The following is a 12,588-nucleotide window of genomic DNA, read 5'->3' as shown; positions in this document are numbered from 1 at the left end:
GGCGCCCGGCGAACCGGATTGGGTGAATTCACCGCGCCATGATGGCACCATCATTTACCAGTGGTGAATTATCGGGGGCAGGATGAACAAGATCACGGCGCTGAACGTCTTTCGCCGGGTGGTGGAGATGGGCACCTTCAGGGCGGCGGCAGATGACCTGCACCTTTCACAGGCGGCGGTCAGCAAGAACATCAACGAGCTGGAAGCCTATCTCGGCATCGCCCTCATCAACCGCACCACCAGGCGGCTGAGCGTCACCGAAGCCGGCATGACCTATTACCGCCAGATATGCGCCGTGCTGGACGGCCTGGAGGCCGCCGACCAGTCCATCATGGCTACCTCCTTCACCCCAAGGGGCCGGCTGAGGATCGGCATGCCCATGTCCTACGGGCTGATCCGGCTCAACCCCCTGGTCTGCGAGTTCCAGCGCCGCTATCCGGCGATCGGCATCGAGGTGATCCTGAGCGACGCCTACATGGATCTGGTGGATCAGGGGCTGGACGTGGTGATCCGGGGGGCAGGCGCCCTGGATGACTCCACCCTGCGTGCCAAACCCCTGTGCCAGGTGCAGCGGGTGCTGTGCGCCGCCCCCGACTATCTCAAGGAGGCGGGTCAGCCCGCCCACCCGGAGGATCTCAAGGCCCACAACTGCCTGCGCTACAGCCTCTCCTCCTCCCCCGACAAGTGGTTCTTTACCCGAGACGCGGAGAGCCTGACGGTGGATGTGCGCCCTGCCAGCTTCACCGCCAACAACGGCATCGCCCTGAAACAGGCGGCGGTGCAAGGGCTTGGGGTGATCCTGGTGCCGCATGAGTTCGTAGCAAGCGAGCTGGCGGACGGCACCCTGGTGAAACTGCTTCCCGACTGGCAACCCGACCCCCACGCCCTGTTCGCCGTCTACCCCTTCCACAAGGAGCAGTCCCCCAACGTGCGGCTCTTTATCGAATTTATCGTCAAGGCGTTTCAGCCGAGGTGAGCCCGATAGGCGGGATCTTGGTTTTTTTGCCTCTCGGGCGAAACGCCGATACCCAACTGTATGCGGCATGTAGGTTCGATTAGCGAAGCGTAATCGGACGTTCGTGGAATCGGACGATCGCATCATCGGACATTCGCGTGATTGGGTATATAGCGGCAAGGCTATGCTTGGCTTTTCGGTCTCAACAAGGGAAAGAGGATGGCAAACTGGCGGCGGGCATGGTGGCTCGGCGGAACCTGGTTCTTTACCGTCAACCTGCTGGAGCGGCGCAACAACCGGTTGCTGGTGGAGCAGATCGACCTGCTGCGCCACAGCGTTGCCAAGGTGCAACAGGCTCACCCCTTCGCCATTCACGCCTGGGTGGTGTTGCCCGACCATCTTCACTGCATTCTCTCATTGCCGGAGGGGGACACCGACTTCCCCCTGCGTTGGCGGCTGATCAAAAGCCACTTTTCTCGCGCCTTGCCGGTGAACGAGCGCCGCAGCCAGACCCGGCTACGCCACGGGGAGCGGGGCATCTGGCAGCGCCATTATTGGGAACACCTGATCCGGGGTGAGCAGGATTACCGCCGCCATATGGATTACGTCCATATCAACCCGATCAAACATGGTCATGTCACGCGGGTGGCCGATTGGCCGTATTCCACCTTCCATCATTACGTGGCGAGCGGCGTCTATCCGCAGGATTGGTGCGGGTCGGTGGAGGGGGTGTTGGGGGGATTGGAGTAAACCTCTCAAGGATTGTTCCGTTGTAAGCGTCCGATTACGCGATCGTCCGATTACGCTTCGCTAATCGAACCTACGGCCCTGGTTAAGTAATCTGATATCTGTGCCGAACAAACAGGGCGTAGCCTCATCAGCTACGCCGCTGTCAGAAAGGTGGGTGCCCCATATTTTCGTTCAATAACGCGTCATACCGCCCTTACGTATTTATAAGTTCAAGTTCTTAGGTGGGTCTTCTGAATGCATTAATAAATGTTCTTCAAGGTCATCAACAAATCTATATAATAAACCCCAATGTTCACGGGATGGTTCGATACCTATAGCGAAATTTTCTCCATGTACGGCACATCTGACATAATATCCAAACATATAAAATGCCACCTCTTTATTTAATTGTCCTGAATACACTAAGAGTGCCACTTCTTCGAAAAAAACTAATAATTTCCTCTTGCTATCCCATAGTTTCTCATTTCTAAGTCGAATATCATCAGAGTCAATCAAGTTCATTACTTGAGAAAGATCAAAATCATCAAATAGTCGACGATGTTGCCGGAGGAAAAACTCTGTTCTAGTTAACTTAGCTGTATCTTCATCATCTTTTAATTGCTTTGCTCTCTGCCGGTTCAACTCCTTGAGCTCAAGATATATTTTGTAGAAGCCAACGAGTCCAATTGCTATTGATGCAAAGACCCCTACTGACTGCCATATAACACCCCACTCAGAAAGTGAATAGCAGTAGTCCGTAGTATTAAAAAGACAATATAAAATTTCTTTTTTCATTATACTGGCTACACATCATGAACAATATAGCGTCTTAAAATACCACTTTTATTTGTAACTTTACTAACGGTAAAAACCACTTTTCCTGGTAGCCTTTTCGTAAAGTCATTCATGGATTTTGTCGCAAGATCTCGAATTCTATCTTTAGGTTCAGACAAATTGAATGATATTAATTTTTTATCTTGGTCGGAATACATCCGTCCAAAGTCACTAAGGATATTAAATGTAGTTACATTCCCAATGATGTTGAATTTTCTTGATTCGACTATTGTTTCAGACACATAATTGAATGTGGCGCTATCCAAAGATAAAATATCACCAACCATTGGTCTTTCAATATATATTTTTGCATCTGGATTATTTTTAATAGTCTTCTGCATATATATAAAAGGTTTTTCAAGAGTAAATGCTATATCATGTATAAAACCTTCTTTTTTCTTATTCGAACATATCTTTTTTACGAATGGAGTGCTCGGTGTATAGGAAATTCCTACAGCTTCCGACCAGCACCAAGTTAAGTAATCAAAAAAATTTTTATTTATTACTGAATGACCTATTTTTTGTGTGACCGTAGATGAAAAAACAATTTTAACTTGTTCTTCAAAACATCCTTTCCGAGAGGGATGAATGAATATTTTTACACCAATAGCAGAATCGCCTTTCTTTTTAACCTCGTCATTATTACTGAACGCATGAGACACAAGGTTTGTTGCTCTTGCTAAGCCATACATTGTATTGGCCGCGTCATAGATATCTAGGATACCTTCATCAGCATCACCACCCTCAATTCTAAGAGTAAAACTTAAATCTTTCTCGGACACCTGAAGTTTCTCCAACATTTACACACATATGAATCAACTAACATAAATATTCCTCGTCTATAATGCATACATTACTAATTCTATTTGATAAGCCGGTCACATATTTTAAAGTCATTGGGCGATGCATCATCCTCTTCTAAAGAGATTTGGTGTGAATAGAAAATAAATTTCCAACGCTCCAGACATTCTGTCTGACCTGTAGTTGTATTGGAATGATGGATGAAGCCCGATCTAAAGCAGGGTTAGTGAGGTCAGGGGCAATTGAAATAAGAGCTATTCCAATCTGACATTGGCGTTTACCGGCCCCTTGACGCCGAAAGTCTCGCTCTCTTCGTTTCCAAGCCAAGCTTCGATAAACAAAAAAGGAGCCAACGGCTCCTTTTGCTCTTTATGGCGGGAGCTCTGCGCCTCAAGGCGGGCATACGCCGCCACCAGCCACTTGGCGCCGACGTCGTCGAACTGGATCTGCTCCTGGCTCTGCCGCACTTCGTTCTGACTAAAGCGGCTGTATGTGCTGTCCCAAAAAGCACAGGTGGTCTTCCTTTTGGTGACTTTTCTTTGGCCACGCAAAGAAAAGTTACTCGCCCCAGCCCGAAGGGCGGGCGAATCCCTGTCGAGGGCACAGCCCTCGCGTCCTGCACGGCGCCAGCCGTGCCAAGATCCAAAGCCATTTCCGAACCCCTCATCCCCAACCCTTCTCCCACAAGGGGAGAAGGGAGCGAAGACGATCACGGGAACAGGCCCCCTCTCCCGCCATGGGAGAAGGAGACCAAGGCTATCTCGGGGATGATCCCCTCTCCCGTTGGGAGAGGGTCAGGGTGAGGGGATTAGAGCGCTTCCAATCTGGCGTAGGCCGTCACCAGCCACTTGGCGCCGACGTCGTCGAACTGGATCTGCACCCGGCTCTGCTGGCCGACCCCTTCGAAGTTGAGCACGACCCCTTCGCCAAATTTTGGATGCAGCACCCGCTGGCCGAGCTTGATGCCGCTGGCGTCGAAGCTCTGCTGCACCTCGTTCTGGCTGAAGCGACCGTACTGGGTGGGGCGGCTGACCTGAGTGCGCAGCCGGATCTCTTCCAGACACTCGGCGGGCATTTCGCGGATAAAGCGGCTCGGCTTGTGGAACATCTCGCGGCCGTAGATGCGGCGGCTCTCGGCATAACAGATGTAGAGCTTTTCCATGGCGCGGGTCATGCCGACGTAACAGAGGCGCCGCTCCTCTTCCAGCCGGCCCGACTCCTCGGTGGATTGCTGGCTGGGGAACATGCCCTCCTCGACACCGACCAGCAGTACCAGGGGGAACTCCAGCCCCTTGGCGCTGTGCAGCGTCATCAGCTGCACCGCGTCGGCATATTCGTCCGCCTGATTCTCACCGGATTCCAGCGCCGCGTGGGCGAGGAAGGCGGAGAGATCGCTCATGTCTTCCAGCTCGTCCGGGCGCTGGTACTGGCGGCAGGCGGTGACCAGTTCGTCCAGGTTCTCTACCCGCGCCTGGGATTTCTCGCCTTTTTCCGCCAGATACATCGCCTTGAGGCCGGAGTGCTGGATGGCGATATCCGCCTGCTGGTGCAGGGGCAACAGGGAGACCTGTTCCTCCAGCGCGTCGATCAGCTCGACAAAGCCGCGCACCGCATTGCCGGCGCGACCGGTCAGCACCTTGTCATTGAGCAGTGCCTTGGCCGATTGCCACAGGTTCTGCCCCTGATCGCGAGCGTTATTGCGCAAGATCTCCAGGGTGCGATCGCCGATGCCGCGGGTCGGCGTGTTGACCACCCGCTCGAAGCTGGCGTCGTCGCCACGGTTGTTGATAAGGCGCAGGTAGGCCATGGCGTCCTTGATCTCCTGGCGCTCGAAGAAGCGCAGGCCGCCGTAGATGCGGTACGGCATGGCGTCCTGCATCAGCGCCTCTTCCAGCACCCGTGACTGGGCGTTGGAGCGATAGAGGATGGCGCAGTCGGCGAGCAGACCCCCCTTCTCTTTCCAGTCCTTGAGACGGCCGACCACGAAGCGGGCCTCGTCCACCTCGTTGAAGGCGGCGTAGAGCGAGATCGGCTCGCCCTCGGCCCCCTCGGTCCACAGCTCCTTACCGAGGCGCTCGGCGTTGTTGGCGATGACGCTGTTGGCAGCCTTGAGGATATTGGCGGTGGAGCGGTAGTTCTGCTCGAGGCGAATGGTCTCGGCCCCCTGATAGTCGGTCAGGAAGCGCTGGATATTCTCGATCTTGGCGCCGCGCCAGCCGTAGATGGACTGGTCATCGTCACCGACGATCATCACCTTGCCGGTGTCGCCGGCCAGCATCCGCAGCCAGGCGTACTGGATGCCGTTGGTATCCTGGAACTCGTCCACCAGGATGTTCTGGAAGCGATCGCGGTAGTGCTCGAGGATGTGGGGCTTGTTGAGCCACAGCTCGTGGGCGCGCAGCAGCAGCTCGGCGAAGTCCACCAGACCGGAGCGATCGCAGGTCTCCTGATAGGTCTTGTAGATCTGCTGATAGGTGCGGGTGACAGGGTCGCCGTAGAGGTCGATGTCGCCGGGGCGCAGCCCCTCGTCCTTCTTGCCGTTGATGTAACCCATCACGGCGCGGGGGGCCCAGTGCTTCTCGTCGAGGTTGAGCGCCTTGAGCACCCGGCGAATGAGACGGTACTGGTCGTCGGAGTCGAGGATCTGGAAATCCTGCGGCAGCCCCGAATCCAGATGGTGGGCCCGCAGCAGGCGGTGGGCGATGCCGTGGAAGGTGCCGATCCACATGCCGCGCACACCGTCGCCTATCACCTTCTCGACCCGGCCGCGCATCTCGGCCGCCGCCTTGTTGGTAAAGGTCACCGCGATGATGGAGAAGGGTGAACAGCGTTCCACCTGCATCAGCCAGGCGATACGGTGCACCAGCACCCGGGTCTTGCCCGAACCGGCACCGGCCAGTACCAGCAGGTTGCAACGGGGGGCCGCCACCGCGTCTCTTTGCTTGTCATTGAGCCCGTCGAGCAGGGTTGAAACGTCCATCACCACTCCTGTTTATTTATACAGGCGGGGATTATACGACCTGCGGCGCCGCAGACCAAATCGGCGTAGGGGTGATCACCATGGCCCGGTTTCTTGTCACCCCGGCCGAGGCGTTCCAACCTAGAAAAATCCATCAGTTGGCACCATTGGAAGCCACTTTTTGGCCGATTTCAGGAAAACGCTTGCTTATAACCTCATGAATACAAACAGAAATGTCATTTGGAACCAATTATTCACAGAATTTAAATCTAAAAACAGGCATCAAAACAACAACTTATAAAGTCATTTGCTTATATTTCAAACCGTTAACGCAAACGTTTTTCCTTTATGATCTCCTTGACCCGTACCACGGCTCACTTACAGTTAGCCGGCGTGCTTTATGGCCTGCCCCGGCAGGTTGTGGACCCTCACATAACAATCAAGGATACGATCGTGACTAAAGTGCTCAAGCTGGCCACCGTTGCCGCCCTCACTCTCGCTGCCCTTTCTGCCCAGGCAGCCTCCCAGCCCGCCGTCATCTACGACACCGCAGGCAAATTCGACAAATCGTTCAACGAAGCCGTGTTCCGCAATGGCGTCGAAGTCTACAACAAGGACAAAGGCGTCAAGGTCAAGGAGTTCGAACCCCAGAACGAAGCCCAGCGCGAGCAGGGTCTGCGTCGTCTGGCCAGCCGTGGCAATGGCCCGATCGTGGCCGTCGGCTTCAACATGGGTTCCGCGGTAGAGAAGGTGGCGACCGAGTTTCCGAAAACCCAGTTCACCATCATCGACATGGTGGTCGACAAGCCGAACGTCCAGTCCGTCATCTTCAAGGAGCATGAAGGTTCCTTCCTGGTGGGCGCCCTGGCTGCCATCGCCTCCAAGAGCGGCAAGGTCGGCTTCGTGGGCGGCATGGACATCCCGCTGATCCGCAAATTCGAGTGCGGCTACGAGCAGGGCGCCAAGTACGTCAATCCGAAGATCGAGGTGTTCCAGAACATGACCGGCTCCACCCCGGCAGCGTTTGCGGACCCGGCCAAGGGTGCGGAACTGGCCAAGTCCCAGTTCGCCAAGGGCGCCGACGTGGTCTATGCCGCCGCCGGCGGTACCGGCATCGGTGTTTACCAGGCCGCCAAGGACGAAGGCAAGCTGGCCATCGGCGTGGACTCCAACCAGAACCACCTGCAACCGGGCACCATGCTGACCTCCATGGTCAAGTCGGTGGGCCTGGCCGCCTACCAGACCTGGGATGACGCCGCCAAAGGCACCTGGAAACCGGGTATCAAGAACCTGGGTCTGGCCGAGGGTGGTGTGGATTGGGCACTCGACAAAGACAACGAGAAGCTGATCACCCCCGAGATGAAAGCCAAGGTGGAGGCCATCAAGGCCGAGATCATCTCCGGCAAGGTCAAGGTGCACGACTATATGAGCGACAGCACCTGCAAATACTGAGTAACCGCTACTACTCTCAACCCAACGACCGGCCCGCACGGGCCGGTTTTTAGTCTCTTTTCATGACCCGCAAGGACTGCATCATGGACCAGACAGATCGCTATGCCATCGAATTAAGGGGTATCGATAAGCGGTTTGGCGAAGTGTACGCCAACAAGCAGATCGACCTTAAGGTTCGTAAAGGCAGCATTCACGGTATCGTCGGCGAAAATGGCGCCGGCAAGTCGACCCTGATGAGCATAATCTACGGTTTCTACCACGCCGACAAAGGCGAGATGTTCATCGACGGCAACCCCTTCAAACCCCATGGCTCACAAGATGCGATCGCCGCAGGCGTGGGCATGGTGCACCAGCACTTTATGCTGGTGAACAATTTTACAGTGTTAGAAAACGTCATTCTCGGCGCGGAAAACGGCTGGCACCTGGGCCAGAGCCTGGCGGCGGCCGAAAAACTGCTGGGCGAGCTGGCACGGGACTATGGTCTCGAAGTGCCGCTGCACGAGAAGGTCGAGGATCTGCCGGTGGGCCTGCAACAGCGGGTCGAGATCCTCAAGGCGCTCTATCGTGGCGCCCGCATCCTGATCCTGGACGAGCCGACCGGGGTACTGACCCCGCAAGAGGCGGATCACCTGTTCGAGGTGCTCAAGAAGCTGCGCGATCAGGGCGCCACCATCATCCTCATCACCCACAAGCTGCGCGAGATCCTGGCCATCACGGATCAGGTCTCCATTATGCGCCGGGGTGAAATGGTAGCCCACGTCGCCACCAAGGATACCGACAAGGAGCAGCTGGCCGAACTCATGGTGGGCCGCAAGGTGCGCCTCAAGGTCGACAAGGGGCCGACCCAGCCAGGCGACGCCAAGCTCAAGGTCAATGGCCTCAGCTATGTGGACGACGCCAAGGTGGAGCGGGTCAAATCCGTCAGCTTCGAGGTGCGAGCCGGTGAAGTGGTCGGCATCGCCGGCGTCTCCGGCAACGGCCAGTCCGAACTGCTCAGCCTGCTCGGTGGCATCCTCAAGCCGAGCAAAGGCAGCTTCACCATCACCGGCAACGGTCAGGCCCACGAGGTGAGCGTGAGCCACCCGGCCGACCCGGAGCGGGTGCGCAACTTCGGTCTCGGCCACGTGCCGGAAGACAGACACAAGATGGGTCTCATCAACCGCTTCGAGGCGAAAGAAGCCTTCATCCTCGGTTATCACCGCCGCCCCCAGTACAACAAGGGCTGGCTGCAGAACAAGGAGGCGATCCTGCAGGATTGCCAGGCCAAGATGGACAAGTGGGACGTGCGCCCGCCCCATCCCGAGCACAAGACCGCCAACTTCTCCGGCGGCAACCAGCAGAAGCTGGTGATCGCCCGGGAAGTGGAGCAGGACCCGGACGTGCTGCTGATCGGCCAGCCGACCCGCGGGGTCGACATCGGCGCCATCGAGTACATCCACCAGCAGATCATTGCCATGCGCGACAAGGGCAAGGCGGTGTTGCTGGTGTCGGTGGAGCTGGACGAGATCATGAGCCTCTCTGACCGCATCCTGGTCATCGCCGACGGTCGCATCGTCGGTGAGCTGGATGCAGCCAAGGCGGATGAGCGCACCATAGGTCTGATGATGGCGAACATAGTTCCTGACGAGGTGGCGGCCAGCCAATCACAAGGAGCCACATCATGAAGGTCACATCCACTTGTAACGGATTCGGTCTGCTGATGGTCAACAACCCCGTCTTCGACCAGATTGCCAAGGAGGCTCGCCCATGAGCCAAGCACGTATCCCTGCCTGGATCTCCGTGGGCGTACTGCCCGCGGTCAACATCCTGCTGGCCTTCCTGGTGTCGGCCATCCTGTTCTACTACCTCGACATCAACCCGGTCGATGCCGCCGAGATCATGTGGTACGGCGCCTTCGGCACCGGTGAAGGGGTCGGTTTCACCCTCTACTACGCAACCGGCTTCATCTTTACCGGTCTGTCGGTGGCGGTGGCCTTCCACGCCGGCCTGTTCAACATCGGTGGCGAGGGGCAGGCCTATATCGGCGGCCTCGGCGTCGGTCTGGTCTGTCTGCTGCTGGGTGACTCCCTGCCGTTCGCCCTGCTGCTGCCGCTGGCCATCATCGCCGGCGGCCTGTTCGGCGCGGCCTGGGCCTTCATCCCGGCCTGGCTGCAAGCCAAGCGCGGCAGCCACATCGTCATCACCACCATCATGTTCAACTTCATCGCAGCCTCCCTGATGGCCTACCTGCTGGTCGAGGTGTTCAAGCCGGCGGGCTCCATGGCCACCGAGAGCAAGGTGTTCGCCGAGGCGAGCTGGCTGCCGAAGATGAGCGAACTGGCGGGGGCATTCGGCATGGAGATATCGAACAGCCCGCTCAACATCAGCTTCTTCTGGGCACTGCTCTGCGCGGCCCTGGTGTGGGTCTTCATCTGGCACACCCGCTGGGGCTACGAGATCCGCTCGGTCGGCGCCAGCCAGAGTGCGTCCGCCTATGCCGGCATCTCCTATCCCAAGGTGGTGATCCTGGCCATGGTGATCTCCGGCATGCTGTCGGGCTTCTTCGCCCTCAACGTACTGCAGGGTGAACTGCACCAGATCAAGCTCAACTTCGTGGAAGGCTTCGGCTTCACCGGCATAGCAGTGGCGCTGATGGGGCGCAACCACCCGGTCGGCGTCATCATCGCCAGCCTGCTGTTCGGCTTCCTCTATCAGGGCGGTGCCGAGCTCAGCTTCGAGTTCGGGGTGGACCGCAACATAGTGGTGGTGTTGCAGGGTCTGGTGATCCTGTTCTGTGGCGCCCTTGAGCACATGATGCGTCCGCGCATCGAGCAGCTCTATCTGGCGTTTGCCAACCGCTCTGCGCAAGTCAAGGGGGCCTGATCATGTTTGAAATTCTGATCCTGATGCTGGATGCCACCATCCGCACCGCGCCACCGCTGATCCTGGCGGCCATGGCCGGCATGTTCTGCGAGCGCTCCGGGGTGGTCAACATCGCCCTGGAGGGCAAGCTGCTGGCGGCGGCGTTCGCCAGCGCGGCAGCGGCAGCCGTCTCCGGCTCTGCCTGGATTGGGCTGGGTGCCGGGGTGGGTGTCTCCATCCTGTTCGCCCTGATGCACGGCTTTGCCACCATCACCCACCGCGGTGATCAGGTGGTGAGCGGCATGGCCATCAACATCCTGGCGGCCGGCCTGACCGTCACCCTGGGCCGTTACTGGTTCGATCAGGGCGGTCAGACCCCGGCGCTGTCCGGCGCGGCCCGCTTCGCCCCCATCGACCTGCCCTATGCCAAGGAGCTGTATGACGTGCCTGTCGTTGGCCAGCTCTACAGCGAGCTGCTGAGCGGCCACTCCCTGCTGGAGTACGTGGCGTTCGCCGCCGTGCCGCTGGCCTGGTGGGTGCTGTTCCGTACCCGCTTCGGCCTGCGCCTGCGGGCGGTGGGCGAGGCACCGGCAGCGGTCGATACCGCCGGTATCTCTGTGGTGCGCATGCGCTACACAGCGCTCATCATCGGCGGCCTGCTGGCCGGCATCGGCGGCACCTACCTGGCGGTGGCCCAGACCGCCCAGTTCATCCCCAACATGAGCGCGGGCAAGGGCTTCATGGCGCTGGCGGCACTGGTGTTCGGCAAGTGGCGTCCCTGGAACGCCATGGCGGCCTGCCTGCTGTTCGGCTTCCTCGATGCGGTCGCCATCCGGCTGCAAGGGGTCAGCATCGGCAGTTTCCCGATCCCGGTGCAAGCCATCGAGGCACTGCCCTACATCCTGACGGTGTTCCTGCTGGCCGGCTTCATCGGCAAGGCGGTGGCACCCAAGGCGCTCGGCACCCCCTACGTCAAGGAGCGGGAATAACCCCCTTCATGCCATGCAAAAGGCCCGCACAAGCGGGCCTTTTTTATTGAGCTGAGCTCAGCTCAGCCGACGGGGCGCACCAGCGCGGGTTGGTGGGGATCGCTCAGCCGCTCCGCCAGATAGTCCACCAGCAGCCGCACCTTGGGAGAGAGATGGCGGTTGTGGGGATAGAGGGCCCAGATCCCCTCCGCCGGCGCCCGCAGCTCGGGCAGCAGCTCGATAAGCTCGCCTTGGGCCAGGTGGTCGCTCACGTAGTAGTCCGGCAGCTGGATGATGCCGATCCCCTTGAGCGCCGCATCCAGCAGGGCGTGGCCGCTGTTGCAGTGCAGCAGGCCGTGCACCCGCACGCTGTGGGGGCGGCCATCCAGGGTGAAGTGCCACTCGTCGCTGTTGCCCACCAGGCAGGTGTGGCGGGTGAGTTCGGAGAGGCTGTTGGGCATGCCGTGGCGGGCGGTATAAGCCGGCGAGGCACACACATAGGGCACCCGCTGCGCCAGCTTGCGCGCCACCAGGCTGGAATCCTTGAGGTGGCCGAGTCGCAGCGCCAGATCGTAGCCCTCGTGCACCAGATCCAGCAGCTGGTTGGTGAGGTTGAGGGTCACCTCCAGCTGGGGAAAGCGCACCATGAAGTCGTTCACCAGCGGGGCGATGCGGCTCTCGCCGTAGGAGACCGGGGCCGTGATGCGCAGGGTACCCTGCGGTACCGCCTGATGGCGCCCCACCGCCAGCTCCGCTTCGTAGAGGTTGTCCAGCAGCTGGCGACAGTGGCGATAGTAGATCTCGCCGAGCTCGGTGAGCCGCACCTGGCGTGTGGTGCGCAGCAACAGCTTGGCCTGCAGCCGATCCTCCAGCTGTGCCACCTGCCGGCTGACTTGCGCCACCGACACCCCCAGCTTGCGCGCCGCCGGGGTAAAGCCCCCCTGCTCCGCCACGCTGACAAATTCACAGATCCCTTCCCAGCCGAACATTATTACCTGTCAGTAAAAGTGATTTCAGATTTCGCCTTATTATCACCAAATAAGCGGGAA

The 12,588-nt window shown here is 58.4% G+C and carries 11 protein-coding genes; 6 read left to right on the top strand and 5 right to left on the bottom strand.

Annotated features, from left to right (window positions below):
* The first annotated feature begins 82 nt into the window (after positions 1-82).
* Complete coding sequence (locus PG897_RS13975) at positions 83-976, top strand: LysR family transcriptional regulator (RefSeq protein WP_043170716.1); 894 nt, start codon at positions 83-85, stop codon at positions 974-976.
* A 198-nt stretch (positions 977-1,174) separates the two neighbouring features.
* Positions 1,175-1,705 (top strand): REP-associated tyrosine transposase, encoded by a 531-nt coding sequence (locus PG897_RS13970; protein ID WP_043170715.1) that lies wholly within the window; start codon positions 1,175-1,177, stop codon positions 1,703-1,705.
* A gap of 201 nt (positions 1,706-1,906) precedes the next feature.
* Here PG897_RS13970 and PG897_RS13965 read toward each other — a convergent pair whose 3' ends face one another.
* From PG897_RS13965 to uvrD, 4 genes are all read right to left on the bottom strand, one after another.
* A complete protein-coding gene (locus tag PG897_RS13965; protein ID WP_080760895.1) occupies positions 1,907-2,479 on the bottom strand; it encodes a hypothetical protein in 573 nt (190 codons plus the stop codon).
* 8 nt (positions 2,480-2,487) lie between these two features.
* A complete protein-coding gene (locus PG897_RS13960; RefSeq protein WP_270829125.1) occupies positions 2,488-3,300 on the bottom strand; it encodes a DUF7946 domain-containing protein in 813 nt (270 codons plus the stop codon).
* A 273-nt stretch (positions 3,301-3,573) separates the two neighbouring features.
* Positions 3,574-4,032 (bottom strand): hypothetical protein, encoded by a 459-nt coding sequence (locus tag PG897_RS13955; RefSeq protein ID WP_270829124.1) that lies wholly within the window; start codon positions 4,030-4,032, stop codon positions 3,574-3,576.
* 95 nt (positions 4,033-4,127) lie between these two features.
* Positions 4,128-6,299, bottom strand: a complete 2,172-nt coding sequence (gene uvrD / locus PG897_RS13950) for a DNA helicase II (protein ID WP_201883041.1) — start codon at positions 6,297-6,299, stop codon at positions 4,128-4,130.
* A gap of 432 nt (positions 6,300-6,731) precedes the next feature.
* Between uvrD and PG897_RS13945 the strand changes: the two genes are divergently transcribed.
* From PG897_RS13945 to PG897_RS13930, 4 genes are all read left to right on the top strand, one after another.
* A complete protein-coding gene (locus PG897_RS13945; RefSeq protein ID WP_024943029.1) occupies positions 6,732-7,730 on the top strand; it encodes a BMP family lipoprotein in 999 nt (332 codons plus the stop codon).
* Positions 7,731-7,813: 83 nt separating this feature from the next.
* Positions 7,814-9,394: an ABC transporter ATP-binding protein gene (locus PG897_RS13940; protein WP_043170713.1), complete on the top strand. Its 1,581-nt coding sequence runs from the start codon at positions 7,814-7,816 to the stop codon at positions 9,392-9,394.
* Between the two features lie 82 nt (positions 9,395-9,476).
* A complete protein-coding gene (locus PG897_RS13935; protein WP_043170712.1) occupies positions 9,477-10,592 on the top strand; it encodes an ABC transporter permease in 1,116 nt (371 codons plus the stop codon).
* Positions 10,593-10,594: 2 nt separating this feature from the next.
* Positions 10,595-11,560: an ABC transporter permease gene (locus PG897_RS13930; RefSeq protein ID WP_005307644.1), complete on the top strand. Its 966-nt coding sequence runs from the start codon at positions 10,595-10,597 to the stop codon at positions 11,558-11,560.
* 62 nt (positions 11,561-11,622) lie between these two features.
* On the opposite strand, the gene PG897_RS13925 is transcribed toward PG897_RS13930, so the two are convergent.
* The gene (locus PG897_RS13925) at positions 11,623-12,528 is read right to left on the bottom strand and encodes a LysR substrate-binding domain-containing protein (RefSeq protein ID WP_005307641.1); all 906 of its coding nucleotides are present in this window, start codon (positions 12,526-12,528) and stop codon (positions 11,623-11,625) included.
* Positions 12,529-12,588 lie beyond the last annotated feature (60 nt).

This window comes from Aeromonas sp. QDB20 (assembly GCF_027707805.1).
Lineage (GTDB): Bacteria > Pseudomonadota > Gammaproteobacteria > Enterobacterales > Aeromonadaceae > Aeromonas > Aeromonas dhakensis.
This window is presented reverse-complemented; position numbering and strand designations above follow the sequence as displayed.